Source organism: Pseudomonas sp. B34(2017) (genome assembly GCF_002112915.1).
GTDB classification, from domain to species: Bacteria; Pseudomonadota; Gammaproteobacteria; order Pseudomonadales; family Pseudomonadaceae; genus Aquipseudomonas; species Aquipseudomonas pharyngis.
In genome coordinates this window covers 211669-237263 of sequence record NZ_NEJA01000007.1, presented here as the reverse complement: position 1 = coordinate 237263, position 25595 = coordinate 211669, and the positions used below count along the sequence as shown (strand labels likewise).

The 25595-nt window shown below is 60.2% G+C and carries 25 protein-coding genes and 1 tRNA gene; 10 read left to right on the top strand and 16 right to left on the bottom strand.

The annotated features are described in order from the left end of the window. The first annotated feature begins 40 nt into the window (after positions 1-40). The 10 genes from CAF80_RS22670 (at position 41) to CAF80_RS22625 (ending at position 11849) form a co-directional block, all read left to right on the top strand. Positions 41-1051 (top strand): ornithine carbamoyltransferase, encoded by a 1011-nt coding sequence (locus tag CAF80_RS22670; protein WP_039766039.1) that lies wholly within the window; start codon positions 41-43, stop codon positions 1049-1051. Positions 1052-1200: 149 nt separating this feature from the next. Further along, the gene (arcC, locus tag CAF80_RS22665; RefSeq protein ID WP_039766038.1) at positions 1201-2130 is read left to right on the top strand and encodes a carbamate kinase; all 930 of its coding nucleotides are present in this window, start codon (positions 1201-1203) and stop codon (positions 2128-2130) included. A 62-nt stretch (positions 2131-2192) separates the two neighbouring features. Continuing rightward, positions 2193-2555 carry a DUF5064 family protein gene (locus CAF80_RS22660; RefSeq protein WP_039766036.1) on the top strand — a complete coding sequence of 121 codons (363 nt, stop codon included), beginning with the start codon at positions 2193-2195 and terminating at the stop codon, positions 2553-2555. A gap of 314 nt (positions 2556-2869) precedes the next feature. Beyond that, positions 2870-4378 carry a sigma-54-dependent transcriptional regulator gene (locus CAF80_RS22655; RefSeq protein ID WP_085606603.1) on the top strand — a complete coding sequence of 503 codons (1509 nt, stop codon included), beginning with the start codon at positions 2870-2872 and terminating at the stop codon, positions 4376-4378. A 306-nt stretch (positions 4379-4684) separates the two neighbouring features. After that, complete coding sequence (gcvH, locus tag CAF80_RS22650; RefSeq protein WP_074688335.1) at positions 4685-5068, top strand: glycine cleavage system protein GcvH; 384 nt, start codon at positions 4685-4687, stop codon at positions 5066-5068. A 10-nt stretch (positions 5069-5078) separates the two neighbouring features. Beyond that, positions 5079-7931: an aminomethyl-transferring glycine dehydrogenase gene (gene gcvP, locus CAF80_RS22645; protein ID WP_085667952.1), complete on the top strand. Its 2853-nt coding sequence runs from the start codon at positions 5079-5081 to the stop codon at positions 7929-7931. Between the two features lie 120 nt (positions 7932-8051). After that, positions 8052-9428: an L-serine ammonia-lyase gene (locus CAF80_RS22640; protein ID WP_074688339.1), complete on the top strand. Its 1377-nt coding sequence runs from the start codon at positions 8052-8054 to the stop codon at positions 9426-9428. Positions 9429-9521: 93 nt separating this feature from the next. Continuing rightward, complete coding sequence (gene gcvT / locus CAF80_RS22635; RefSeq protein ID WP_074688341.1) at positions 9522-10646, top strand: glycine cleavage system aminomethyltransferase GcvT; 1125 nt, start codon at positions 9522-9524, stop codon at positions 10644-10646. Between the two features lie 404 nt (positions 10647-11050). Beyond that, positions 11051-11263 carry a cold-shock protein gene (locus CAF80_RS22630; protein WP_007951194.1) on the top strand — a complete coding sequence of 71 codons (213 nt, stop codon included), beginning with the start codon at positions 11051-11053 and terminating at the stop codon, positions 11261-11263. A 97-nt stretch (positions 11264-11360) separates the two neighbouring features. Then, positions 11361-11849, top strand: coding sequence for an RDD family protein (locus CAF80_RS22625; RefSeq protein ID WP_039766024.1), 489 nt, complete (start codon positions 11361-11363; stop codon positions 11847-11849). A 58-nt stretch (positions 11850-11907) separates the two neighbouring features. Here the strand turns inward: CAF80_RS22625 and nadA are convergent, their stop codons facing one another. The 16 genes from nadA to aspS all read right to left on the bottom strand — a co-directional run bounded on the left by nadA (position 11908) and on the right by aspS (position 25511). Then, a complete protein-coding gene (nadA, locus tag CAF80_RS22620; RefSeq protein ID WP_039766022.1) occupies positions 11908-12966 on the bottom strand; it encodes a quinolinate synthase NadA in 1059 nt (352 codons plus the stop codon). A 270-nt stretch (positions 12967-13236) separates the two neighbouring features. Further along, positions 13237-13312, bottom strand: a tRNA-Lys gene (locus CAF80_RS22615). A gap of 63 nt (positions 13313-13375) precedes the next feature. After that, positions 13376-14068: a 7-cyano-7-deazaguanine synthase QueC gene (gene queC / locus CAF80_RS22610; protein ID WP_007951197.1), complete on the bottom strand. Its 693-nt coding sequence runs from the start codon at positions 14066-14068 to the stop codon at positions 13376-13378. Between the two features lies 1 nt (position 14069). Next, a complete protein-coding gene (queE, locus tag CAF80_RS22605; RefSeq protein WP_007951198.1) occupies positions 14070-14717 on the bottom strand; it encodes a 7-carboxy-7-deazaguanine synthase QueE in 648 nt (215 codons plus the stop codon). A gap of 165 nt (positions 14718-14882) precedes the next feature. Further along, entirely contained in the window at positions 14883-15722 is an 840-nt protein-coding gene (ybgF, locus tag CAF80_RS22600) for a tol-pal system protein YbgF (protein ID WP_074688345.1), read from the bottom strand. A gap of 6 nt (positions 15723-15728) precedes the next feature. Next, complete coding sequence (gene pal, locus CAF80_RS22595; protein ID WP_003178634.1) at positions 15729-16226, bottom strand: peptidoglycan-associated lipoprotein Pal; 498 nt, start codon at positions 16224-16226, stop codon at positions 15729-15731. Positions 16227-16278: 52 nt separating this feature from the next. Beyond that, positions 16279-17559: a Tol-Pal system beta propeller repeat protein TolB gene (gene tolB, locus CAF80_RS22590; RefSeq protein WP_166742344.1), complete on the bottom strand. Its 1281-nt coding sequence runs from the start codon at positions 17557-17559 to the stop codon at positions 16279-16281. Positions 17560-17576: 17 nt separating this feature from the next. Then, positions 17577-18656: a cell envelope integrity protein TolA gene (gene tolA, locus CAF80_RS22585; protein ID WP_064383749.1), complete on the bottom strand. Its 1080-nt coding sequence runs from the start codon at positions 18654-18656 to the stop codon at positions 17577-17579. Beyond that, positions 18656-19108 carry a protein TolR gene (gene tolR, locus CAF80_RS22580; RefSeq protein WP_162130475.1) on the bottom strand — a complete coding sequence of 151 codons (453 nt, stop codon included), beginning with the start codon at positions 19106-19108 and terminating at the stop codon, positions 18656-18658. The genes tolA and tolR overlap by 1 nt, the downstream gene beginning before the upstream one ends. Positions 19109-19131: 23 nt before the next feature. Next, complete coding sequence (gene tolQ / locus CAF80_RS22575) at positions 19132-19827, bottom strand: protein TolQ (protein WP_039766018.1); 696 nt, start codon at positions 19825-19827, stop codon at positions 19132-19134. After that, complete coding sequence (ybgC, locus tag CAF80_RS22570; RefSeq protein ID WP_007951203.1) at positions 19817-20284, bottom strand: tol-pal system-associated acyl-CoA thioesterase; 468 nt, start codon at positions 20282-20284, stop codon at positions 19817-19819. Before ybgC ends, tolQ begins: the two co-directional genes overlap by 11 nt. 127 nt (positions 20285-20411) lie before the next feature. Next, the gene (gene ruvB, locus CAF80_RS22565) at positions 20412-21473 is read right to left on the bottom strand and encodes a Holliday junction branch migration DNA helicase RuvB (RefSeq protein WP_011335643.1); all 1062 of its coding nucleotides are present in this window, start codon (positions 21471-21473) and stop codon (positions 20412-20414) included. Then, positions 21474-22082 carry a Holliday junction branch migration protein RuvA gene (ruvA, locus tag CAF80_RS22560; protein ID WP_007951205.1) on the bottom strand — a complete coding sequence of 203 codons (609 nt, stop codon included), beginning with the start codon at positions 22080-22082 and terminating at the stop codon, positions 21474-21476. A gap of 114 nt (positions 22083-22196) precedes the next feature. Beyond that, positions 22197-22724, bottom strand: a complete 528-nt coding sequence (gene ruvC, locus CAF80_RS22555) for a crossover junction endodeoxyribonuclease RuvC (protein ID WP_007962095.1) — start codon at positions 22722-22724, stop codon at positions 22197-22199. A 140-nt stretch (positions 22725-22864) separates the two neighbouring features. Then, a complete protein-coding gene (locus tag CAF80_RS22550; RefSeq protein ID WP_003227527.1) occupies positions 22865-23611 on the bottom strand; it encodes a YebC/PmpR family DNA-binding transcriptional regulator in 747 nt (248 codons plus the stop codon). 124 nt (positions 23612-23735) lie between these two features. Further along, entirely contained in the window at positions 23736-25511 is a 1776-nt protein-coding gene (gene aspS, locus CAF80_RS22545; RefSeq protein WP_039766011.1) for an aspartate--tRNA ligase, read from the bottom strand. Between the last annotated feature and the right edge of the window lie 84 nt (positions 25512-25595).

Sequence of the window (25595 nt, the reverse complement as noted above, 5' to 3'; positions counted from 1 at the left end):
GTAGCGGCCGGGCCGATTACCGAATCCAAGGAGAATCATCATGGCGTTCAACATTCACAACCGTAACCTGCTCAGCCTGGAACACCACACCCCACGTGAGCTGCGCTACCTGCTCGACCTGTCCCGCGACCTCAAACGCGCCAAATACACCGGCACCGAGCAGCAACACCTGAAGGGCAACAACATCGCCCTGATCTTCGAAAAAACTTCGACCCGTACCCGCTGCGCATTCGAAGTCGCCGCCTATGATCAGGGCGCCAACGTCACCTACATCGACCCGAACTCTTCGCAGATCGGCCACAAGGAAAGCATGAAAGACACCGCCCGCGTGCTGGGTCGCATGTACGACGCCATCGAGTACCGTGGCTTCAAACAGGAAATCGTCGAAGAGCTGGCCAAGTTCGCCGGCGTGCCGGTGTTCAACGGCCTGACCGATGAATATCACCCGACCCAGATGATCGCCGACGTGCTGACCATGCGTGAGCACGCCGACAAGCCGATCCACGAGATCAGCTACGCCTACCTGGGCGACGCGCGTAACAACATGGGCAACTCGCTGCTGCTGGTGGGCTCCAAACTCGGTATGGACGTGCGCATCTGCGCGCCGAAAGCCCTGTGGCCGCATGACGACCTGGTGGATCGCTGCAAGAAGTACGCAGAGGAAAGCGGCGCGCGCATCACCCTGACCGAAGATCCGAAAGCGGCGGTCAAAGGCGTGGACTTCATCCACACCGACGTCTGGGTATCAATGGGCGAGCCGGTGGAAGCCTGGGCCGAGCGTATCCAGCAACTGCTGCCGTATCAGGTCAACGCCGAGCTGATGAAAGCCACCGGCAACCCGCGCACCAAGTTCATGCACTGCCTGCCGGCGTTCCACAACAGCGATACCAAGGTCGGCAAACAGATTGCCGAACAGTATCCGCACCTGAAAAACGGCATCGAAGTGACCGACGACGTGTTCGAGTCGCCTGCCTGCATCGCCTTCGAGCAAGCGGAAAACCGCATGCACACCATCAAGGCGATTCTGGTGTCGACTTTGGCAGACCTGTAACCCGGCTTTGGCACTGATCGTTCCCACGCTCCGCGTGGTAACGCCGCCCCCGGACGCTCCGCGTCCGCTGTGACGCAGAGCGTCACGGGATGCATTCCCACGCGGGAGCGTGGGAACGATCAGCGATCAACACGAAAAGGACATGCACCATGCGTATCGTCGTAGCCCTGGGCGGTAACGCCCTGCTCCGCCGTGGCGAGCCGATGACCGCTGACAACCAGCGCGCCAACATCCGCATCGCCACCGAGCAAATCGCCAAGATCCATCCCGGCAACCAACTGGTCATCGCCCACGGCAATGGCCCGCAAGTCGGCCTGCTGTCGTTGCAAGCGGCGGCCTACACCTCCGTCACCCCTTACCCGCTGGACGTGCTCGGTGCCGAAACCGAAGGCATGATCGGCTACATCATTGAACAGGAACTGGGCAACCTGCTGGACTTCGAAGTCCCGTTCGCCACCCTGCTCACCCAGGTCGAAGTCGATGCCAACGACCCGGCCTTCAAGAACCCGACCAAGCCGATCGGCCCGGTCTACGAGAAGGCCGAAGCGGAAAAACTCGCCGCCGAAAAAGGCTGGGCCATCGCCCCGGACGGCGACAAGTTCCGCCGTGTGGTGGCCAGCCCACGGCCCAAACGCATCTTCGAAATCCGCCCGATCAAGTGGCTGCTGGACAAGGGCAGCATCGTGATCTGCGCCGGCGGTGGCGGGATTCCGACCATGTACGACGAGCACCGCAATCTCAAAGGCATCGAAGCGGTGATCGACAAGGACCTGTGCTCGGCGCTGCTGGCCGAACAGCTGGAGGCGGACTTACTGGTGATCGCCACCGACGTCAACGCGGCGTACATCGACTTCAAGAAACCCACCGAGAAAGCGATTGCCCAGGCCCACCCGGACGAACTCGAACGCCTGGGCTTCGCCGCCGGTTCCATGGGGCCGAAGGTGCAGGCAGCCTGCGAGTTTGCGCGCCATACTGGCAAGGTCGCGGTGATCGGTTCGCTCTCGGACATCGAAGCCATCGTCCAGGGTACCGCCGGTACGCGGGTCAGCACGGCAGCGCCGGGCATCACCTACCGATAAAAAGAAACTCCGGGGGCAGACCTCAGGTCTGCCCTTCTCCCATGCCTTGAAAGGAGAAAACCATGGCCCAGTTCGAACCCGGTCATTTGCATATCGAGCGGCATGCATTGACTGACGACGACGTCAATTACAACGTGCACCTCGACTATGAAGTGTTCACCGATCCCCAGAAAGGCAAAGGGATACAGTTTACCCTGCATGGCAGCATGCAGGGCAAAGAGGTCAACGAACCGTTCTTTCTGCCCAAGGAGGAAGCCTACAACTTCGCTCGCAACGTGACGCAGATTGCCGAAAAGTACGGCATTCCCAAGAGCCACAGCCAGATCGGCTCGGTGCATAAGCATTACGACCTGATGTTTGAGGACATCCGCAAGCAGCTGAATATGCAGTCCGGGGATCCGGTCAATCCCGAGCATTTCGAGTAACCCCAAAAGCCCCCTCACCCTAACCCTCCCGAAGCGTCGGACCGCCCGGAGGGAGAGGGGACTGATCCGGGGATGCTTCAGGGTTACACCGACCTGAAAGCTCTTCGCTGAATCCATAATCGACTCGATTCTTCAGGTCGATGTATCACGCAATACACCTCGGTCAGCTCCCTCTCCCTCCGGGCGGTCCGACGCTTCGGGAGGGCTGGGGTGAGGGGTGATTTTCGAGCACGACGCCGATCTCAAGATTTCACCCCAGCCCCCCATCAAGGCATACTTGCCCCCCTCCGCACTCCAGAACCCAGAACCGCCCCATGCGTATCCACGTCAGCTTCATCGACCGCGTCGGCATCACCCAGGAAGTCCTGGCCCTGCTCGGTGGGCGCAATCTCAATCTGGATGCGGTGGAAATGGTCCCGCCCAACGTCTACATCGACGCCCCGACCCTCAGCCCGCAAGTGCTTGAAGAACTGAAAGATGCACTGTTCCGGGTGCGTGGCGTAGAGGCCGTGGTGGTGGTCGACATCCTCCCCGGCCAGCGTCGGCACTTGCAGCTCGATGCGTTGCTCGCGGCGATGACCGACCCGGTACTGGCGCTGGACAGCGCCGGCAAGGTGCTGCTGGCCAACCCGGCGCTGATCGCCCTGTACGGTCGCGAGCCGGCGGGCGAAAGCGTTTCGGAACTGTTCAACGATCCGGGTCTGCTCGAAACCTTGCTCGAACAAGGCTTCCGCCTGCCGCTGCGGGAAATCACCGTCAATGGCCAGACCCTGTTGCTCGACGCCACGCCGATCACCGACGCCGGCGCGCTGCTCACGCTGTATCAACCCAACCGCATCGGCGAACAACTCTCGGCGCTGCATCACGACCATGCCGAAGGTTTCGATGCGCTGCTCGGTGAATCGCCGCCAATCCGCACCCTCAAAGCCCGCGCCCAACGCGTCGCGGCCCTCGATGCACCGCTGCTGATCCAGGGCGAAACCGGCACCGGCAAGGAACTGGTGGCCCGCGCCTGTCACGCCATCAGCGCCCGGCACAGCGCGCCCTTCCTCGCACTGAACTGCGCGGCCCTGCCGGAGAACCTCGCCGAGAGCGAACTGTTCGGCTACGCCCCCGGCGCCTTCACCGGCGCACAACGCGGCGGCAAACCGGGGCTGATGGAGCTGGCCAACCAGGGCACGGTGTTCCTCGACGAAATCGGCGAGATGTCGCCGTACTTGCAGGCCAAACTGCTGCGATTCCTCAATGACGGCAGCTTCCGTCGGGTTGGCGGCGATCGTGAGGTAAAGGTCAACGTGCGGATCCTCAGCGCCACCCACCGCGACCTGGAAAAAATGGTCAGCGAAGGCCTGTTCCGCGAAGACCTGTTCTACCGCCTCAACGTGCTCAACGTCGAAGTACCGCCGCTACGTGAACGCGGTCAGGACATTCTGTTGCTGGCGCGCTATTTCATGCAGCAGGCCTGCGCGCAGATCCAGCGACCGGTCTGCCGCCTCGCTCCGGGCACTTACCCGGCGCTGCTCGGCAACCGCTGGCCGGGCAACGTGCGGCAATTACAGAACGTGATCTTCCGCGCCGCCGCCATTTGCGAAAGCAGCCTGGTGGACATCGGCGACCTCGACATCGCCGGCACCTCCGTGGCACGCCAGACCGACACCGACGTCGACAGCCTGGAAGAAGCGGTGGAAGCCTTCGAGAAATCGCTGCTGGAAAAACTCTACGTCAGCTACCCCTCGACCCGCCAACTGGCCAGCCGCCTGCAGACCTCGCACACGGCGATTGCTCATCGGCTGCGCAAGTACGGCATCCCCAACAAACCCTGACTTCGCCCCAAAAGCGACCTCCATCTGTACTGAAAGCGCTACAGCGGAACGATATCGCTACACCCTCCTCCGATCACCGCTGTGCAAGGCTTTGATCCGGTTCAGCTTTTTTCTTCGCCCCACGCTGTAGCGATTTCGCTACAGCCAACGTATTTGCGCTCGCCCGAAAAACCATCAAGCAATTGATTTATAACGATATTTTTACGTTGGCCGCGTTCTTGCTAAGTAACCGCTCATAAAATCAGGGCATTGCCGCCCGAGTATTCCACCGCGTCCACCAGACGAGTCTGGCCCCTAGGAGATTCCATGAGCGAGTTGCGTTTTACTGAAGATCACGAATGGCTGCGCGCCGAAGCCGATGGTTCTGTCACCGTTGGCATCACCGCTTTCGCGCAGAACGCCCTGGGCGACGTGGTGTTCGTGCAACTGCCTGAATTGCAGGCGTACGACAAAGGCGCCGAAGCCGCCACCGTGGAATCGGTAAAAGCCGCCAGCGGCGTTTACATGCCGCTGGACGGTGAAGTCCTGGCCACCAACCCGGCCCTGGAAGACAGCCCTGAGCTGGTCAACGAAGATCCGCTGGGCGAAGGCTGGTTCTTCCGCTTCAAGCCAGCTGACGCTTCCGCCGTCGCCAAGCTGCTGGATCAGGACGCCTACGACCGTCTGATCAAAGCCCAAGCCGAAGCCTGAGGAACCTGACATGACCCAAGTAAATCTCGGCACCGCCAACGAATTCATCGCCCGTCACATCGGCCCGCGCGCCGGTGACGAGCAAGCCATGCTCAACAGCCTCGGCTTCGACTCGCTCGAAGCCCTGAGCGCCAGCGTCATCCCGGAAAGCATCAAGGGCACCAGCGTGCTCGGCCTCGACGACGGCCTGAGCGAAGCCGATGCCCTGGCGATGATCAAAGGCATCGCCGGCAAGAACCAACTGTTCAAGACCTACATCGGCCAGGGCTACTACAACTGCCACACGCCGTCGCCGATCCTGCGCAACCTGCTGGAAAACCCGGCCTGGTACACCGCTTACACCCCGTACCAGCCAGAAATTTCCCAGGGCCGTCTCGAAGCGCTGCTGAACTTCCAGACCCTGATCAGCGACCTTACCGGCCTGCCGATCGCCAATGCCTCCCTGCTCGACGAAGCCACCGCCGCTGCCGAAGCCATGACCTTCTGCAAACGCCTGAGCAAGAACAAGGGCAGCCACCAGTTCTTCGCCTCGATCCACAGCCATCCGCAAACCCTCGACGTGCTGCGCACCCGTGCCGAGCCACTGGGCATCGACGTAGTCGTGGGCGATGAGCGTGAGCTGACCGACGTGACGCCGTTCTTCGGCGCGCTGCTGCAATACCCGGCCAGCAATGGTGATGTGTTCGACTATCGCGAACTGACCGAACGCTTCCACGCCGCCAACGCACTGGTCGCGGTAGCCGCTGACCTGCTGGCCTTGACACTGCTGACCCCGCCGGGCGAATTCGGTGCCGACGTGGCCATCGGTAGCGCGCAACGCTTCGGCGTGCCGCTGGGCTTCGGTGGTCCGCACGCGGCTTACTTCTCGACTAAAGATGCGTTCAAGCGCGACATGCCGGGCCGTCTGGTCGGTGTCTCGGTTGACCGCTTCGGCAAACCGGCCCTGCGTCTGGCGATGCAGACTCGCGAGCAACACATCCGCCGCGAGAAAGCCACGTCGAACATCTGCACCGCACAAGTGCTGCTGGCCAACATCGCCAGCATGTACGCCGTGTACCACGGCCCGAAAGGCCTGACCCGGATCGCCAACCGCGTGCATCACCTCACCGCGATTCTGGCCAAGGGCATGAGCGCACTGGGCGTGACCGTCGAGCAAGCCAGCTTCTTTGACACCCTGACCCTGGCCACCGGCGCACAAACCACCGCGCTGCATGACAAGGCTCGCGCTCAACAGATCAACCTGCGTGTGATCGACGCTCAGCGTCTGGGCCTGTCGGTCGACGAAACCACTACCCAGGCCGACATCGAAACCCTGTGGGGCCTGTTCGCCGACGGCAAGACCCTGCCGGATTTCGCGGCTCTCGCCGCTGCCGCGCAAAGCACTATTCCAGCCGCACTGGTGCGTCAGTCGCCGATCCTCAGCCACCCGGTGTTCAACCGTTATCACTCGGAAACCGAGCTGATGCGCTACCTGCGCAAACTGGCGGACAAAGACCTGGCACTGGATCGCACCATGATTCCGCTGGGTTCGTGCACCATGAAACTCAACGCCGCCAGCGAAATGATCCCGGTGACCTGGGCCGAATTCGGTGCCCTGCACCCGTTCGCCCCGGCCGAGCAAAGCGCCGGTTACCAGCAACTGACCGACGAGCTGGAAGCGATGCTCTGCGCCGCCACCGGTTACGACTCGATCTCGCTGCAACCGAACGCAGGTTCCCAGGGTGAGTACGCCGGTCTGCTGGCGATTCGCGCCTATCACCAGAGCCGCGGCGAAGACCGTCGCGACATCTGCCTGATCCCGTCGTCCGCCCACGGCACCAACCCGGCGACCGCCAACATGGCCGGCATGCGCGTGGTCGTGACCGCGTGCGACGCCCGTGGCAACGTGGACATCGAAGACCTGCGCGCCAAGGCCATCGAGCACCGCGAACACCTCGCCGCGCTGATGATCACCTACCCGTCGACCCACGGCGTGTTCGAAGAAGGCATCCGCGAAATCTGCGGCATCATTCATGACAACGGCGGCCAGGTGTACATCGACGGCGCCAACATGAACGCGATGGTCGGCCTCTGCGCACCAGGCAAGTTCGGCGGCGACGTGTCGCACCTGAACCTGCACAAGACCTTCTGCATCCCGCATGGCGGTGGCGGCCCGGGCGTCGGCCCGATCGGCGTGAAATCGCACCTGACTCCGTTCCTGCCGGGCCACGGCCACATGGAGCGCAAGGAAGGCGCGGTCTGCGCAGCACCGTTCGGCAGCGCGAGTATTCTGCCGATCACCTGGATGTACATTCGCATGATGGGTGGCACCGGTCTGAAGCGCGCTTCGCAACTGGCGATCCTCAATGCCAACTACATTTCCCGTCGCCTGGAAGAGCACTACCCAGTGCTGTACACCGGCAGCAACGGTCTGGTGGCGCACGAATGCATCCTGGATCTGCGCCCGCTGAAAGACAGCAGCGGCATCAGCGTCGATGACGTCGCCAAGCGTCTGATCGACTTCGGCTTCCACGCCCCGACCATGTCGTTCCCGGTGGCCGGCACGCTGATGATCGAGCCGACCGAAAGCGAATCCAAGGAAGAGCTGGACCGCTTCTGCGACGCCATGATCCGCATCCGCGAAGAAATCCGCGCAGTGGAAAACGGCACCCTGGACAAGGACGACAACCCGCTGAAGAACGCTCCGCACACCGCAGCGGAACTGGTTGGCGAGTGGACTCACCCGTACAGCCGCGAGCAGGCGGTGTACCCGGTGGCGTCGTTGATCGAAGGCAAGTACTGGCCGCCGGTCGGTCGCGTCGACAACGTGTTCGGCGACCGCAACCTGGTCTGCGCCTGCCCGTCGATCGAAAGCTACGCTTAAAAAGAAGCAGCTATAAGCTTCAAGCCTCAAGTTGCAAGCTTCAAGCAACAAGTCAAAAGCCGACCGCTCTTGCTTGCAGCTTGAAGCTTGCCGCTTACAACTGCTCCGCAGGAGCCTCTCATGTCGTTAAGCGTGTTCGACCTGTTCAAGATTGGCATCGGCCCCTCCAGCTCCCACACCGTCGGCCCGATGCGCGCAGCTGCGCGCTTCGCCGAAGGCCTGCGCCGGGAGAACTTGTTGTCGGCCACCACCAGCGTCAGGGTCGAGTTGTATGGATCCCTCGGCGCCACGGGCAAGGGCCACGGCAGCGACAAGGCCGTGCTGCTGGGCCTGGAAGGTGAACACCCGGACACCGTGGATACCGAAACCGTCGCCACCCGTCTCTCGGAGATTCGTGGCAACGGGCGTTTGAACCTGCTTGGCGAACACAGCATTGCGTTCAACGAGAAAGAACACCTGGCAATGATCCGCAAGCCGTTGGCCTATCACCCCAACGGCATGATCTTCCGTGCCTTCGATGCGGCGGGATTGCAGATCCGCAGCCGCGAGTACTACTCGGTCGGCGGTGGTTTCGTGGTCGACGAAGATGCGGCTGGCGCCGACCGTATCGTCGAAGACGCCACCGCGCTGACCTTCCCGTTCAAGAGTGCCAAGGACTTGCTCGGTCACTGCGCCACCTACGGTCTGTCGATCAGTCAGGTGATGCTGACCAACGAAAGCGCCTGGCGCCCGGAAGCGGAAACCCGCGCCGGCCTGCTGAGAATCTGGCAAGTGATGCAGGACTGCGTGGCCGCCGGCTGTCGCAACGAAGGCATCCTGCCGGGAGGCCTGAAGGTCAAGCGGCGGGCGGCGGCGCTGCACCGGCAACTGTGCAAGAACCCGGAATCGTCGCTGCGCGATCCGCTGTCGGTGCTGGACTGGGTCAACCTCTACGCCTTGGCCGTCAACGAAGAAAACGCCAATGGCGGGCGCGTGGTCACGGCACCGACCAATGGCGCAGCGGGGATCATTCCTGCGGTGCTGCATTACTACATGCGCTTTATTCCCGGCGCGAACGATGACGGCGTGGTGCGTTTTCTGCTGACCGCGGCGGCCATCGGCATTCTGTACAAGGAAAACGCCTCGATCTCCGGCGCCGAAGTCGGCTGTCAGGGCGAGGTCGGCGTGGCCTGTTCGATGGCGGCCGGGGCGTTGTGCGAAGTCCTCGGCGGCAGCGTGCAACAAGTGGAAAACGCCGCTGAAATCGGCATGGAACACAACCTCGGCCTGACCTGCGACCCGATTGGCGGCCTGGTTCAAGTGCCGTGCATCGAACGCAACGCCATGGGCTCGGTCAAGGCGATCAACGCCGTGCGCATGGCCATGCGCGGAGACGGGCAGCATTTCGTCTCCCTCGACAAGGTCATCCGCACCATGCGTCAGACCGGCGCCGACATGAAAAGCAAATACAAGGAGACCGCCCGTGGCGGTCTGGCGGTCAACATCATCGAGTGCTGATCGCGCCATAAACTCGCTCTCCCTTTGGGAGAGAACACAAAACTGGCCCCCTCTCCCTCCGGGAAAGGGTTGGTGTGAATCAAGGAGTCACGCATGTCCACCGAACAACTGTCGAAAACCCCGCTGCACGCTCTGCACCTCGAACTCGGCGCCCGCATGGTGCCGTTCGCCGGCTACGACATGCCGGTGCAATACCCGCTGGGCGTGATGAAGGAACACCAGCACACCCGTGAGCAGGCCGGGCTGTTCGATGTCTCGCACATGGGCCAGATCCGCCTGACCGGCGCCAATGCCGCCAAAGCCCTGGAAACCCTGGTGCCGGTAGACATCATCGACCTGCCGGTCGGCATGCAGCGCTACGCGATGTTCACCAACGAAACCGGCGGCATTCTCGATGACCTGATGGTCGCCAACCTCGGCAATGACGAGCTGTTCCTGGTGGTCAACGCCGCGTGCAAGGACCAGGACCTGGCCCATCTGCAAAAACACATCGGCGATCAATGCAAGATCGAGCCACTGTTCGAAGAACGCGCCCTGCTCGCCCTGCAAGGCCCGGCCGCCGTGACCGTGCTGGCACGCCTGGCGCCGGAAGTGGCGAAAATGACTTTCATGCAATTCACCCGCGTGAAGCTGCTGGGCGTTGACTGCTTTGTCAGCCGTTCCGGCTACACCGGTGAAGACGGTTTCGAAATCTCGGTTCCGGCAGCCGATGCGGAAAAACTCGCCCGCGCCCTGCTGGCCGAACCGGAAGTCGCCGCCATCGGTCTCGGCGCCCGTGACTCGCTGCGCCTGGAAGCCGGCCTGTGCCTGTACGGCCACGACATGAACACCGAGACCACGCCGATCGAAGCCAGCCTGCTGTGGGCAATCTCCAAACCTCGGCGTGCCGATGGTGCCCGCGCCGGGGGTTTCCCGGGTGCGGAGCAAGTCTTCGCTCAACAGCAAAACGGCGTGTCGCGCAAACGCGTCGGCCTGCTGCCGCAAGAGCGTACGCCGGTCCGTGAAGGTGCAGAGATCGTCAACGACGCTGGCGAAATCGTCGGTAGCGTGTGCAGCGGCGGGTTCGGCCCGACCCTGGGCGGTCCGTTGGCCATGGGTTACCTGGACAGCGCTTACGTCGCACTCGATACGCCCGTTTGGGCAATTGTTCGTGGGAAAAAGGTGCCATTGCTTGTAAGCAAAATGCCATTTGTTCCACAACGCTACTATCGCGGTTGATCGACTGTTTCTATAAGTAACGCGATTGCGTTATGCGTGCACTAATGTGTAACGCAATCGCCATAAAACAGTGCACTCCACTTACATACGATTCGAATTTGAACTTGGCTTATAACGTTCGAAAACAATTGAACAAGCTAATCGTATAAGCCGGACTAGTGAATCGACTAAGTGCCAGCAAGCGCAGGAAAACCGGGGCCTTCGCGGGGCTTGTTTTTTCTCCCGTAGTTGGCGTAGAGTTTGTCCACTGTGTTTGCATGGGTCAGCTTGGAATCGTGACCTGGGCAGTAGCCTACAAGTTAGCTACATCCCGTTCGACGTCTTCTTACTCTCCTGCAACCAGCCCCAGTACTCTTTCATGAGAAGGAGACTGTCATCAATTTTTGCGTCAAAGGAAATAAGAAATGTCCACACGTCAGAGCGGTACCGTCAAGTGGTTTAACGACGAGAAAGGTTTTGGTTTTATCACTCCAGAAAGCGGTCCGGATCTGTTCGTGCATTTCCGCGCCATTCAGGGCAACGGCTTCAAGAGCCTGAAAGAAGGCCAGAAAGTGACCTTCGTTGCTGTGCAGGGCCAGAAAGGCATGCAAGCTGATGAAGTCATCGCAGAAGCCTGATTTTCTGTAACGAAAAAGCCCCTGATATTGATATCAGGGGCTTTTTTGTGGGCGCAAATCCGTAAAATGGCGCTTCACTTTCCGTCCAGAGGCTGCCATGTCGAAACACCTGCTCACCCCCCAGGGCGATTTCCCCGCCGTCGGCCTGGGTCGTCGTCTGGCAGCGATGTTCTATGACTTTTTGCTGTGCACCGCTCTGCTGATCGTGACCGGTTTTGTTTACAAGCTGATCCAGGCGGCAATCATCGGCGAAGAGCGCCTGCGCGTCATGACCGACGCCGGGCAGCTGGATGGCGATCCGCTTTACTCCACGGTGCTGCTGTTGGTGCTGTTTGGCTTCTTTGCCAAATTCTGGACCCACGCCGGGCAGACCCTGGGCATGCAGGTCTGGGGCATTCGCGTGCAGAACGCCGATGGCACTGCGATCAGCCTGTGGCAGGCGCTGCTGCGGTTCATGGTGTCGATTGCGTCGTGGCTGTGCCTGGGCCTTGGATTCTTCTGGTCGCTGTTCGACAAACAGAAACGCGCCTGGCATGACATCTACTCCGACACACAGCTCGTGCGAATTCCGAAGAAAACCAAATAATCCTCCAGATGCAAAAACGCCCCGATCCAATCGGGGCGTTTTTGTTTGCGTCGCAAGGTCAGGCGTTGCCGGCCAGTTTCATCCGTGCGGCCTGAGTGAAATCGAGCATGCGCTTGAGCGGACGAATCGCCTGAGGAATCAGGGCCGGGTCGACGAAGATCTCGTTCGAGCCCTCCTTCAGGCACTTCAGCGTGCGTTCAAGGGTATTCATGGCCATCCACGGGCAATGTGCGCAACTGCGGCATGCCGCGCCGTTACCGGCGGTTGGCGCCTCGATGAAGACCTTGTCCGGGCACAGCTGCTGCATCTTGTAGAAGATGCCGCGGTCGGTAGCGACGATCAGAGTCTTGTTCGGCAGCGATTGAGCGGCGGCAATCAGCTGACTGGTGGAACCGACGGCGTCCGCCAACTCGATTACCGAGGTCGGCGACTCCGGATGCACCAGAATGGCGGCGTCCGGGTACAGCGCTTTCATGTCTTCCAGCTGCTTGGACTTGAACTCTTCGTGGACGATGCATGCACCATCCCAGAGCAGCATGTCGGCGCCGGTCTGACGCTGGATGTAGGTGCCCAGGTGCTTGTCCGGACCCCAGATAATGGTTTCGCCGTTGTCCATCAGGCTTTCGACGATTTCCAGTGCACAACTGGAGGTCACCACCCAGTCGGCCCGGGCTTTGACGGCGGCCGAGGTGTTGGCGTATACCACCACGGTGCGTTCCGGATGCTGATCACAGAACGCCGAGAACTCATCCACCGGGCAACCCAGATCCAGCGAGCAGGTGGCTTCCAGGGTCGGCATCAACACACGTTTTTCAGGGTTGAGAATCTTCGCGGTCTCGCCCATGAATTTCACGCCGGCAACCACCACGGTCTTGGCCGGATGGGCATTGCCGAAGCGGGCCATTTCCAGGGAATCGGAAACACATCCGCCGGTTTCTTCGGCGAGGGCCTGGATGATCGGATCGCAATAAAAGTGGGCAACCAGCACCGCGTCCTGAGCCTTGAGCTCGGCGGCGATGGCGGAACGGTAGTAAGCCTCTTCCTCGGCCGTCAGCGGCTTGGGCTGCTTGGCGTCGAGGTGGGCTTGTACCAGAAGGCGTTCGGAAATCTGCGTCATGTTCGCAAGACCTGCAGGCGCGTTCGCGCGAAAGTCGAGTATACACCCGGCTCCGGACCGCTTGAGGGTACCGCCGGGAGAGTGAGTATTATCAGGCACGGACAGCAATGAAGCTGCGCAAGGCTACAGAATATCCCGTTGATACAAAAGATGATTCTGACCTGCGTCACGGCGGAAAGAAACGAAGGGAGGCATGCCTGAATCGCAGGCAAAAAAAAATCCGGAAATCCTCACTTTCGTGGGCCTTCCAGACTTTTAAAACAGCAAAAATGGTGGGTCGTGTGGGATTCGAACCTACGACCAATTGGTTAAAAGCCAACTGCTCTACCAACTGAGCTAACGACCCGCTGTGTGGTGGCGCGTATAATACTGATTTTTAAGGACTATTCAACACCTAATTTGAAAAAAATCAAAAATAAGGTGTCGGGTCGCTGATTCCGGCCGCCGCGAAGCCTTCTGCACGCAGTCGGCAGCTGTCGCATTTACCACAAGCACGCCCGTCATCGTCAGCCTGATAGCAGGAAACAGTCAGCCCGTAATCAACGCCAAGCTTCACCCCCGCCTGGACGATCTGCGCCTTGCTCAGATTCTGCAGCGGTGCCTGGATGCGGAAACCATTGCCTTCCACCCCGGCCTTGGTCGCCAGATTGGCCATGCGCTCGAACGACTCGATGAACTCGGGACGGCAATCCGGGTAACCGGAGTAATCCACCGCGTTGACGCCGATAAAGATGTCACGGGCGCCGAGCACTTCAGCCCAACCCAGGGCCAGCGACAGGAAAACTGTATTGCGCGCCGGCACGTAAGTCACCGGGATGCCTTCGCCCAGCTCTTCCGGGATATCGATGCTGGTGTCGGTCAGGGCCGAACCGCCCATGCCGTTCAGGTTCAGGCCGATCACCTTGTGCTCGACCACGCCCAGATCGCGGGCAACGCGAGCAGCAGCATGCAGCTCGGCGTGGGAACGCTGACCGTAATCGAAACTCATGGTGTAGCAGGCGTAGCCTTCAGCGCGGGCCATGGCCACGACAGTGGCCGAGTCCAGGCCACCCGACAGCAGGATTACCGCACGTTTTTGGCTAGTGTTCAGTTGTTCAGTCATCTCAGCGCCCCGGCTCATCATTCCATAGATATTTATGCAGCTGCAGTTGCAGGCGCACTGGCAGGTTATCCGCCACCACCCAGTCCGCCAGATCCCGAGCATTCAGGTCGTGGTGACTTGGAGAAAACAGCACTTCACCCGCACGTCGTTCCAGACCGTACTGGATCAGCTTCGATACCGCCCAGTCATAGTCCTCCCGCGAGCAGATGACAAACTTCACCTGATCGTTGGGCGTCAGCAGTTCGATGTTCTCGTAACGGTTGCGATGGGCTTCTTTGGAGTCTGGCGTCTTCAGGTCGACCACCCGACTGACCCGCGGATCAACCGCCGAGATGTCGAGGGCGCCGCTGGTTTCCAGCGAGACTTCGTAGCCGGCATCGCACAACTGCTTGAGCAAAGGGATGGCATTGGGTTGTGCCAACGGCTCACCGCCAGTGACACAGACGTAGCGCGGGCGAAAGCCGGCCACTTGCTCGAGGATGTCGTCGAGGGTGCGGATCGTGCCACCGCTGAACGCGTAGGCGCTGTCGCAGTATTGGCAACGCAATGGGCAACCGGTCAGGCGCACAAAAACAGTGGGCAGCCCGGCAGTCCGCGTTTCCCCCTGCAACGAGTAGAAAACTTCGGTGATTCTCAATGTGTCTTGCATAGTCGCCACGGGCGTAACAGCTAAACAGGCTGTCCGCCTCCGTCAGGCACCTCTGGCAACCCCGCCAACGCGTAGATCACCAAAAGCGTGTTTCATAAAAGGGCGTGAATTCTAACGAAAAAACCCGCGACAAGCGCGGGTTTCTTCCAAACGGGTCAAACGCTTTTACATGCGTTGCAGATCGCGCTGGGCCAACTGAGCGGCGGACGTGCCCGGATACTGGGCCACCACCTGCTGCAGAATGCCTTTGACCTTGTCGGTATGACCGAGGCGGCGTTCCACGTCAGCCAGCTTGTACAGCGAATCCGGCACTTTGGCGTGCTTGGGATACAGCTGCGAAACCTTGGCGAAAGCCTGACCTGCACCTTGCAGATCGCCTTTGGCCAGGTTCACTTCACCCAGCCAGTACTGGGCGTTGCCTGCGTATTGGCTGTTCGGGTATTTACGCAGGAATGCGGCAAACGCCTGGCTGGCCTTGTCGAAATCCTTGGCCTTGATCAGGTCGAAAGCGGCATCGTAATACAGCTTTTCCTTGGCCGGATCAGCCGGTTCGCTACCTGCGGCAGGTGCCTGGGCGGCAGCAGCGGCGCCGGCTCCAGCAGCAGCACCGGCAGCAGCACTTGCATCGCCACCGGCAGAAGAATTCTCGGGAGTCGCGGCTGGTGCAACGCCGGATCCTATGCGCCGATCAAGATCCTGGTATCGCTCCAGGGATTCCTGCTTCATGCGCGCAACCTGATTCAGCAGTTCTTCGATCACGCCTTGTTGGCGAGATATCTGATCCTGCATTTGTTGCAGTTGGTTGAACAGCATGCCTTGTGCCGAGGCAGGGGCCGAAGCCGCTCCCCCGGCATAGGCGCCGTTCGTACCGTAACCTGCAGGCGGATAACTGCTCCCGCTATTGTTATAACCGGAGTTGTCATCGACCACAGGAACCGCAGCCCACGCCGCAAGCGGCGCGAGGCTGAGAGCCAGAACAGTTACAGCACGACGGCACGTTCGCATATCGAATTACTTACGCAGTTCGACGCGACGGTTTTGAGCCCAGGACTGCTCGTCGTTGCCGGTAGCAACTGGACGCTCTTCGCCGTAGGAAACCAGTTCCAGCTGAGCTGGGGAAACACCTTGCAGTACCAGGTAGCGCTGAACGGCTTTCGCACGACGCTCGCCCAGTGCCATGTTGTACTCACGAGTACCACGTTCGTCGGTGTTGCCTTCCAGAACAACGCGAGCGCCGTTTGCTTTCAGGTCTTTGGCGTGAACGTCCAGAGCGCGCATGGCTTCTGGCTTCAGGTCCGAGCTGTCGTATTCGAAGTAGAAGGTGGTGATTGCGCGCAGAGCAGCTTCTTCGCTCAGGGAACCGTCAACTGCACCAGTGTTTGCGCCGTAACCAGCGTTTGGATCAACAGCGCCTTCACCGGCGTTGTCGCCGCCTTTGGACGAGCAACCTACAGCTACAGCCATGGCCAGAGCCAGCGCAGCAAATTTACCAAACTTCAGCATTTCCATCGTGAAACTCCTAATGAACCCCAGTGTGTTAAGTAAAACGTAAAGCGCCGCGTCAGTTCAGGTAAGGGGACCAGGACGGTTCTCTGACTTCGCCTTGAGCGGTAGGAAGCGGGAGCCTCACGCGTCCATTAATGGACACGAGCATCAAGACTCCCCGGCCCTGCTGGCGGGTGGCGTAGATTACCATGGTGCCGTTGGGCGCAACAGTAGGCGACTCGTCCAGAGTGCTATCAGTGAGGATTTTTACACTTCCGCGCTGCAAATCCTGAGCCGCCACTTTGAAATTGGTGAAACCGTCCTGACGATGGATCATCACCAGGGTCTTTTCATCCGCCGAAAGCTTGGGGTTGGCGTTGTAGTTGCCCACGAACGTCACACGCTCGGCACCGCCGCCACCAGCGCTGGTCTTGTAGATCTGCGGCTTGCCGCCACGGTCGGAGGTGAAGTAGATGGTCGAACCATCCTTGCCCCAGTACGGTTCGGTGTTGATCCCAGGACCTGCGGTCACGCGGGTGATCTGACGCGAACCGAGGTTCATCACGTAGATGTCCGGGTTACCGTCTTTCGACAGCACGAACGCCAGGCGATTGCCGTCCGGCGACCAGGCTGGCGCGCCGTTCAGGCCTTCGAAGTTGGTGATCTGCTCGCGGCGACCGGTGTCGATGTTCTGCATGAAGATGCGCGGACGCTTCTGTTCGAACGACACGTAGGCGATACGCTTGCCGTCCGGTGCAAAACGCGGCGAAAGGATCGGCTCACGGGATTGCAGCAGGGTCACGGCACGGGCGCCGTCATAGTCCGAACGCTGCAGGGTGTAACGGGTGTTCTTCTCGGAGAAACGCTCGGCCGTGACGTACAGCAGGCGAGTCGAGAATGCACCTTTGATACCGGTCAGTTTTTCGAACGACTGATCGGAGATGTAGTGCGCCATGTCGCGCAGCTGTTCGGTGGTACCGGACACGCTGCCGTCAGCCACTTTCTGCTCGGTGGCGACGTTGAACAGAGCCCACTGCACCTGCAGACGGCCACCGGCCGGCACGATGCTGCCGACCATCATGTATTGCGCGCCCACCGCCTTCCAGTCACGGAAGATGATTTCGCTCGGCTGGCTTGGCTGGCTGATCATGTTTTGCTTTGGAATCGGCGAGTAATAGCCCGAGTTACGCAAATCGTTACCAATGATTTCAGCCATGTCATCCGGCAGGACGGCACCGCCCTGGAAACCGAACGGTACGACGGCAATCGGAGTCGCCCGATCGCTGCCGCTGGTGACCAGAATGTTCTTTTCATCCGCCATCGCGATCCCTGCCATGCAGCAGATCACGACCAGCATTCCTCGAAGAAGGTTTCTCACAAGGCTAGATCCTCAGGTGTGAATGTCATCTTGAATGAACGATACGGAGCGAAATCGCTCGGCTTCATTCCCTGCATTTCCGTCAAACGTCCAATATTCTTGACCGCTGCCACTGCTGACGCATCGAACGGACCGTCGCCACTGGACTTGGCCACGCTGACCGAGGTCACCGTACCGTCCGGCAACATGCCGATCTGCAGCACAACCGTCATGCCTTTGCGTGCTGAAGGTGGACGCGCCCAGCCTTCTGCTGCCCGCGCACGAATCAGGTCATCGAAACTGCCCGCGACTTCGTCGCCCTGCTCATCGGCCAAGGCCTGCTGGCGCTGCGGCGTGTCGGAAAGCAAATCTGCCAGGGCCTGAGCCTTTTTGTCTTCGGCGGATTTACGTGCCGCTTCCTGCGCTTTCTTCTTCGCAGCATCGGCAGCAGCTTTCTTCTTCGCGTCTTCGGCGACTTTCTTCTTCGCCTCTTCAGCTTCAGCTTTCTTCTTGGCGTCTTCGGCGGCTTTCTTTTTCGCGTCTTCGACGATCTTCTTCTTGGCTTCTTCAGCGGCCGCTTTCTTGGCCTCTTCTTCAGCAGCCTTTTTGGCTTCTTCTTCGGCTTTCTTCTTGGCTATATCAGCCAATTGTTTCTCTTCTGCCTTCTTGGCTTCGGCGGCTTTCTTGGCGTCGTCGGCTTTCTTGGCTTCATCAGCCTTCTTCGCCTCGTCCGCTTTCTTCGCCTCATCGGCCTTCTTGGCTTCCTCGGCCTTTTGAGCCGCTTCTTCTTTCTTTTGTTCCGCAGCCTTCACCGCTTCCTGCTCGACCTTTTTCTGCTCCATCTGCTCGACTTCGGTCTGGCGCGCGGCGGATTTCTTCGCCTCACCCGCAATCTTCTGATTGGTCTGAGTGGTTGCCTGACTTTTCGATTTCAGCTGGTACAGGGTCGCCTGAACAATCGGCTTGGCTGGCGGCAGCTCCGGGGTCAGGGCGAAACTGACAAACAGCATGCCGAACACCAGCACGTGCAAGCCAATCGCCCAGACACTAGGCCAGAAGTAGCTTTCCGAGGCGGACGGCTCTCGCTGTTGCTGCATCAGGGCGCCTCGGTGATCAAGCCAACGTTACCGACCCCGGCTTTCTGCAACCCGCCCATGGCACCCATGACGGAGCCATAATCGACGGACTTGTCGCCACGGATGAAGACCTGGGTACGCTTGCCACCTTCAGTGCCGGCGCGAATGATCTTGGTCACCGCGTCGGTCATCTGTGGCAGGGTCATGGCCCGGTCCTGCTGTTTCTCGGTGTCGACTTCGCTGCCAAGGTTCCAGTAGTAGGTCTTGTCCGACTTGATCGAAATGGTCAGCACCTGGGTGTTGTTGTCCTGCGGCAAGGCTTCGCTGGAAACCTTGGGCAGATCCACTTTCACGCCCTGATTGAGCATTGGCGCAGTCACCATGAAGATGACCAGCAGCACCAGCATCACGTCGATGTAAGGCACTACGTTCATCTCGGCGACCGGCTTGCGCTTGTGTCGGGCTCGAGTGATTAAAGCCATCGGGAAATACCTGCTTATTCTTCGCTGGTGTGCACTTTGCGGTGCAGGATCGCCTGGAACTCATCGGCGAAGGTGTAGTAGCGGCTCAGCAAGGTTTCGCTGCGGGCAGAGAAACGGTTGTAAGCGATAACGGCCGGGATCGCGGCGAACAGACCGATCGCGGTGGCGATCAGGGCTTCGGCGATGCCGGGTGCCACGGTGGCCAGGGTGGCCTGCTGGGCGCTGGCCAGACCACGGAAGGAGTTCATGATCCCCCAGACGGTACCGAAAAGACCGATGTACGGGCTGACCGAACCGACGGTGGCGAGGAACGGCAGGCTCTGCTCGAGCTTTTCTTCTTCGCGGGAGATGGCGACGCGCATGGCACGGGCCACACCTTCCATCACCGCTTCAGGATCGACGCCTGGCTGCTGACGCAGACGAGAGAACTCCTTGAAGCCGGCACGGAAGATCTGCTCGACACCCGAATCCGGATCCGGGTTGCTGCCGGCCTGACGGTAGAGTTTGGACAGGTCGATACCCGACCAGAAACGCTCCTCGAAGCTCTCGAGGGCACGTCGACCGGCGCGTATCAGATTGCTGCGCTGAAAGATCATGATCCATGAGGTCACCGATGCGGCCACCAGAGTCAACATTACCAACTGCACCACGATGCTGGCATTGCTGACCAGGCTCCACATGGAGGAATGGTCGACGACGTTAGCTTCCACGCTTTATCTCCTGCTTTGAGTGTGTACCCGTGCCGACCGCGTCGGCAAAGGCCGCACGCAGGTCTTCGGGAAGGGCCCGGGGTTTCAAACTGTTAGTGCGCACACAGGCCACCAGAAACTGCCCTTCGCAGAGCAGCACATTATCCGTTGCCCGCCTGACCTGCTGTCGGAAGCGCAGGCTGGCACGGTTCAATTCGATTACATCAGCGCTTACCAGAAGCTCGTCGTCCAGTCGCGCCGGCGCGTGATAACGCGCTTCGCTGGAATGCACGACGAACAACAGGTCCTCCCCGGCCAGCGCCGACTGAGCAAAGCCCAGCTCCCGGAGCCGTTCGGTTCGAGCCCGTTCCATAAACTTGAGGTAATTAACGTAATACACGATGCCGCCCGCATCGGTGTCCTCGTAATAAACGCGACAACGATGTGCGAACGGCTCAAGCCCGTTTTGCGCGCGCATACTCTAGTGCTTACTCCTCGGGTTGCCAATCCAGCCAGGCAACTGTTTTTCATTGTTGGAAGGCTTTACCGCAAAAGTACCGTCCTGTGACAGTACAAACGCTGAATAAATCGACAATAAATGTGTATCAATCGTCCACGGCATCGAGAAACTCGTCTACCACGGGCATTTCGCCCATTCGTGTCGGGATGTTTAAACCAAAATGCAGGTACGCGTGGCGGGTCACCACCCTGCCCCGCGGCGTACGCATGATGTAGCCCTGCTGAATCAGGTACGGCTCAAGCACATCTTCAATGGTGTGGCGCTCTTCGCTGATCGCCGCCGCCAGACTGTCGATGCCCACCGGGCCGCCGTCAAACTTCTCGATCATGGTCAAGAGCAGACGTCGGTCCTGATGATCGAAACCATGCTCGTCGACGTCCAGCAGGTTCAGCGCCAGATCTGCGACGGACTTGGTGATATGGCCCTTGGCCCGGACTTCGGCGAAATCCCGCACCCGGCGCAGCAGACGGTTGGCGATCCGCGGCGTGCCACGGGCGCGGCGGGCAATCTCGAAAGAGCCTTCCGGATCCAGCGGCAAACCGAGGATATTCGCCGAACGGCTGACAATCGTCGCCAGGTCAGCGGTGCTGTAGAACTCGAGGCGCTGGACGATACCGAAACGGTCACGCAAAGGGTTGGTCAGCATGCCCGCCCGCGTGGTGGCACCGACCAGGGTGAACGGTGGCAGATCGAGTTTGATCGAACGCGCCGCCGGCCCTTCACCGATCATGATGTCGAGCTGGAAATCTTCCATGGCCGGGTACAGTACTTCTTCGACGATCGGCGACAGACGATGGATTTCATCGATGAACAGCACGTCGTGCGGCTCAAGATTGGTCAACAGCGCCGCCAGATCCCCCGGACGCTCCAGCACCGGACCGGAAGTGCTCTTGATCGACACGCCCATTTCCTGGGCGATGATGTTGGCCAGCGTGGTTTTACCCAGCCCCGGCGGACCGAAGATCAGGGTGTGGTCGAGGGATTCGCTACGGCCACGGGCGGCCTGGATAAACAGTTCCATCTGCTCGCGAACGGTCGGCTGGCCGATGTACTCGGCCAGGCTGACGGGACGTATCGCCCGATCCTGGACTTCTTCGCGCTCACGCGGACTGTGCGTGGCGGCGATCAGACGATCAGCTTCAATCACTTAAATCATTCCCTTCAGGGCACGTCGAATCATGTCTTCGCTGCTCAGGCCTTTCTCTTTGATCGCGGAAATCGCCTTGCTCGCTTCCTGTGGCTTGTAGCCCAGGGAAATCAGTGCACTGACCGCATCGTTCTCGGCGGTGTTGACCGGCGCCGGGCCGTCCGGCTGGTTCGGCACCAGGGCGAACATGGCCGGCGAGGTTTCCCAGGCCTTGAAGCGATCCTTCAGTTCGACCAGCAGACGCTCGGCGGTTTTCTTGCCCACGCCCGGCACCTTGGTCAGCGCCGAGGTGTCCTGCGATTGCACGCAGCGGATCAGTTCGTCGACTTCCAGACTCGACATCAAGGCCAGGGCCAGTTTCGGCCCTACACCATTGAGACGGATCAACTCGCGAAAAAAGTCTCGCTCACGCTTGCCGGCAAAACCATAGAGTAACTGCGCGTCTTCGCGTACGACCAAATGGGTGTGCAGGGTCAGCGGTTCACCGACCGACGGCAGGCGATAAAGGGTAGTCATGGGCACTTCCAACTCATACCCGAGGCCGTTTACATCCAGAATCAGGTGCGGCGGCTGTTTCTCAGCCAGAGTGCCGCGCAAGCGTCCAATCACGTTTCAGATCCTTGAGCGTTGGCCAGCCGTGGGCTGGCGACTGACAGAGCATGGATTCACGGCCGACAACCCAGGCACGAAATCCACATTCCGTAAAAATGACTGCTGATGCTATCAGAGACGCAGGCGCCCGCCACGACTGCGTGCCGTTCCCAAGCCGTGCGGTAACAGACTCGAGCGTGTGTGGGCATGACAAATGGCAATGGCCAGGGCATCCGATGCATCGATTTGCGGTTTGCTGGTCAGCTTGAGCATGTGCATGACCATCATCTGCACCTGCTCTTTATTAGCGGCACCCGTGCCGACCACGGCCTGCTTGACCTGGGTGGCCGTGTACTCGGCGATTTCCAGGCATTCTTCGGCGCCGGCAACAATAGCGGCCCCCCGGGCCTGCCCGAGCTTCAGCGCCGAATCGGCGTTTTTTGCCATGAACACCTTTTCGATGCCCATGGTGACCGGACCGTAGGTCTGGATGATTTCGCGCACGCCGCGATAAACGATCTGCAGACGCTCATGCAGCTCGCCGGCTCCAGTGCGGATACAACCCGAGGCGACATAGATGCAGCCGCCACGTCCGGTATCGCGAACAATGCCGTAACCGGTAATGCGCGAACCGGGGTCGATACCAAGAATTAAAGTCATAAGCCTGCTGGTTCGAAGAAACACAAAAACAAATGAGGGAGCTGGCTTGTCAGCGATGACGGTGTGTCAGGCGCCATCATTACCTGATGTGCCGACGCCATCGCTGGCAAGCCAGCTCCCACATTGAAGCCTAGTCGCTCTTAACCGAGCTGAGCGGCCACGTCTTCCGGAATGTCCGCGTTGGAATAGACGTTCTGCACGTCGTCCAGGTCTTCCAGCATGTCGATCAGCTTGAGCACCTTCTCGGCGCCCTCCAGATCCAGCTCGGCGCTGGTGGTCGGCTGCATGACGATTTCCGCGTCATCACCCTTGAAACCGGCGGCCTCCAGGGCATTGCGTACCGCGTAGAAACTGGTGAACGAGGTGAACACATCGATCGAGCCGTCTTCGTGGCTGACCACGTCGTCGGCATCGGCTTCGAGCGCCGCTTCCGTCAGCGCGTCTTCGTCAACGCCCGGGGCAAAGCTGATCTGGCCCTTGCGTTCGAACAGGTAGGCTACCGAACCGTCGGTACCGAGGTTGCCGCCACACTTGCTGAACGCGTGGCGCACGGCCGCTGCGGTGCGGTTGCGGTTGTCGGTCATGCACTCGACCATCACCGCCACGCCGCCCGGGCCGTAACCTTCGTAGGTCAGTTCTTCAACGTTGTCGGCCTCGGTCGCGCCGGCGCCACGGGCCACGGCACGGTCGATGATGTCCCGGCTCATGTTGGCGCCCAGCGCCTTGTCCAGCGCCAGACGCAGACGCGGGTTGGAGCCCGGATCACCGCCGCCCTGACGGGCCGCCACGGTCAGCTCGCGGATCCACTTGGTGAAGATCTTGCCTCTCTTGGCATCCTGGCGTTCTTTGCGGTGCTTGATGTTCGCCCACTTGGAATGACCTGCCATAACTCGCTCCGAATTCTCTTGAACAATGCCCGCCATGCAGATGCATCGGCCAGCAAAAAAATCTTGTTTTCAATCACTGCAGAAAGAAAAAAGGCGCATCCGAAGATGCGCCTTCAGGCCCGTCTTACTCGGCCTTTGGCGTTTCGCGCAAACGGATGTGCAATTCGCGCAACGCCTTCGCATCCACGACACCCGGCGCCTGCGTCATCACGTCGGCAGCACTCTGGGTTTTCGGGAAGGCGATCACTTCACGGATCGACTGGGCGCCGGTCATCAGCATCACCAGACGGTCCAGACCGAAGGCCAGACCACCGTGCGGCGGCGCGCCGTATTTCAGGGCGTCGAGCAGGAAGCCGAACTTCTCTTCCTGTTCCGCTTCGTTGATGCCCAGCAGACGGAACACAGCTTGCTGCATCTCTTTGCGGTGGATACGGATCGAACCGCCACCCAGCTCGGTGCCGTTCAGCACCATGTCGTAGGCACGGGACAGAGCGCCGGCCGGGTTGGCTTCCAGCTCTTCCGGCGAGCACTTCGGCGCGGTGAACGGATGGTGCAGAGCGGAGAAGCTGCCGTCGTCGTTCTCTTCGAACATCGGGAAGTCGACGACCCACATCGGTGCCCACTCGCAGGTCAGCAGCTTCAGGTCGTGACCGAGCTTGATACGCAGCGCGCCCAGGGCTTCACTGACGATCTTGGCCTTGTCGGCGCCGAAGAACACGATGTCGCCGTCGACTGCGCCAACGCGATCGAGGATCACGTTCAGGTTGGCTTCCGGGATGTTTTTCACGATCGGCGATTGCAGACCGTCAACACCGGCCGCACGCTCGTTGACCTTGATGTACGCCAGGCCCTTGGCACCGTAGATGCCGACGAACTTGGTGTAGTCGTCGATCTGCTTGCGCGGCATGCTCGCCCCGCCTGGAACGCGCAGTGCGGCGATACGGCATTTCGGATCGTTGGCAGGGCCGCTGAAGACCTTGAAGTCCACTTCTTTCAGCTGATCGGCCACGTCGACCAGCTCCAGCGGGTTACGCAGGTCCGGCTTGTCGGAACCGTAACGGCGCATGGCTTCTTCGAACGTCATGTGCGGGAATTCGCCGAATTCCAGATCCAGCACTTCCTTGAACAGGTTGCGGATCATGCCTTCGGTCAGGCCCATGATGTCTTTTTCGTCGAGGAAGCTGGTCTCGATGTCGATCTGAGTGAACTCAGGCTGACGGTCGGCACGCAGGTCTTCGTCGCGGAAGCACTTGGCGATCTGGTAGTAGCGGTCGAAGCCGGCAACCATCAGCAGTTGCTTGAACAGCTGTGGCGATTGCGGCAACGCGAAGAACGAACCGGCGTGGGTACGGCTCGGTACGAGGTAGTCGCGCGCGCCTTCCGGAGTGGCACGGGTCAGGATCGGCGTTTCGACGTCGAGGAAGCCGTTTTCGTCGAGGTAGCGACGGATGCTGGTGGTCATGCGCGAACGCAGACGCAGCTTCTCGGCCATTTCCGGACGACGCAGGTCCAGGAAGCGATAGCGCAGGCGGGTTTCTTCGCCGACGTCGGAGTATTCGTTCAGCGGGAACGGCGGGGTTTCCGCTTCGTTCAACACTTCCAGCTCGTAGCCCAGCACTTCGATCATGCCCGACGCCATGTTGGCGTTGGTGGCACCGGCCGGACGCAGACGCACCTTGCCGGTGATCTTCACCACGTATTCGCTGCGCACGCGATCGGCGGCGGCGAAGCTCTCGGCGCGATCCGGATCGAACACTACCTGAGCCAGACCGTCACGATCACGGATATCGAGGAAAATCACCCCGCCGTGGTCGCGACGACGGTGAACCCATCCGCAAAGGGTAATTTCCTGGCCTTCCAGGCTTTCGTTCAGTTGGCCGCAATAATGGCTGCGCATCATGGTAGTGGTTCGCTTCTCGTAATTCGAAATTCGGTGGAGATCCCGCTGCACTCAAGCACTGTGCAACCTGTGGAAACTCGCGCG

What these genes read in the sequence shown, in the direction of transcription:
- ybgF (WP_074688345.1), bottom strand. Translation starts at nt 15,722, where the DNA reads ATGCGAACGTGCCGTCGTGCTGTAACTGTTCTGGCTCTCAGCCTCGCG.
- gcvT (WP_074688341.1), top strand. Translation starts at nt 9,522, where the DNA reads ATGTCCACCGAACAACTGTCGAAAACCCCGCTGCACGCTCTGCACCTC.
- gcvH (WP_074688335.1), top strand. Translation starts at nt 4,685, where the DNA reads ATGAGCGAGTTGCGTTTTACTGAAGATCACGAATGGCTGCGCGCCGAA.
- tolB (WP_166742344.1), bottom strand. Translation starts at nt 17,559, where the DNA reads ATGCTGGTCGTGATCTGCTGCATGGCAGGGATCGCGATGGCGGATGAA.
- queE (WP_007951198.1), bottom strand. Translation starts at nt 14,717, where the DNA reads ATGCAAGACACATTGAGAATCACCGAAGTTTTCTACTCGTTGCAGGGG.
- tolA (WP_064383749.1), bottom strand. Translation starts at nt 18,656, where the DNA reads ATGCAGCAACAGCGAGAGCCGTCCGCCTCGGAAAGCTACTTCTGGCCT.
- nadA (WP_039766022.1), bottom strand. Translation starts at nt 12,966, where the DNA reads ATGACGCAGATTTCCGAACGCCTTCTGGTACAAGCCCACCTCGACGCC.
- CAF80_RS22640 (WP_074688339.1), top strand. Translation starts at nt 8,052, where the DNA reads ATGTCGTTAAGCGTGTTCGACCTGTTCAAGATTGGCATCGGCCCCTCC.
- ruvC (WP_007962095.1), bottom strand. Translation starts at nt 22,724, where the DNA reads ATGACTTTAATTCTTGGTATCGACCCCGGTTCGCGCATTACCGGTTAC.
- CAF80_RS22670 (WP_039766039.1), top strand. Translation starts at nt 41, where the DNA reads ATGGCGTTCAACATTCACAACCGTAACCTGCTCAGCCTGGAACACCAC.
- gcvP (WP_085667952.1), top strand. Translation starts at nt 5,079, where the DNA reads ATGACCCAAGTAAATCTCGGCACCGCCAACGAATTCATCGCCCGTCAC.
- arcC (WP_039766038.1), top strand. Translation starts at nt 1,201, where the DNA reads ATGCGTATCGTCGTAGCCCTGGGCGGTAACGCCCTGCTCCGCCGTGGC.
- CAF80_RS22660 (WP_039766036.1), top strand. Translation starts at nt 2,193, where the DNA reads ATGGCCCAGTTCGAACCCGGTCATTTGCATATCGAGCGGCATGCATTG.
- queC (WP_007951197.1), bottom strand. Translation starts at nt 14,068, where the DNA reads ATGACTGAACAACTGAACACTAGCCAAAAACGTGCGGTAATCCTGCTG.
- ybgC (WP_007951203.1), bottom strand. Translation starts at nt 20,284, where the DNA reads ATGCGCGCGCAAAACGGGCTTGAGCCGTTCGCACATCGTTGTCGCGTT.
- CAF80_RS22625 (WP_039766024.1), top strand. Translation starts at nt 11,361, where the DNA reads ATGTCGAAACACCTGCTCACCCCCCAGGGCGATTTCCCCGCCGTCGGC.
- CAF80_RS22655 (WP_085606603.1), top strand. Translation starts at nt 2,870, where the DNA reads ATGCGTATCCACGTCAGCTTCATCGACCGCGTCGGCATCACCCAGGAA.
- CAF80_RS22630 (WP_007951194.1), top strand. Translation starts at nt 11,051, where the DNA reads ATGTCCACACGTCAGAGCGGTACCGTCAAGTGGTTTAACGACGAGAAA.
- aspS (WP_039766011.1), bottom strand. Translation starts at nt 25,511, where the DNA reads ATGATGCGCAGCCATTATTGCGGCCAACTGAACGAAAGCCTGGAAGGC.
- CAF80_RS22550 (WP_003227527.1), bottom strand. Translation starts at nt 23,611, where the DNA reads ATGGCAGGTCATTCCAAGTGGGCGAACATCAAGCACCGCAAAGAACGC.
- pal (WP_003178634.1), bottom strand. Translation starts at nt 16,226, where the DNA reads ATGGAAATGCTGAAGTTTGGTAAATTTGCTGCGCTGGCTCTGGCCATG.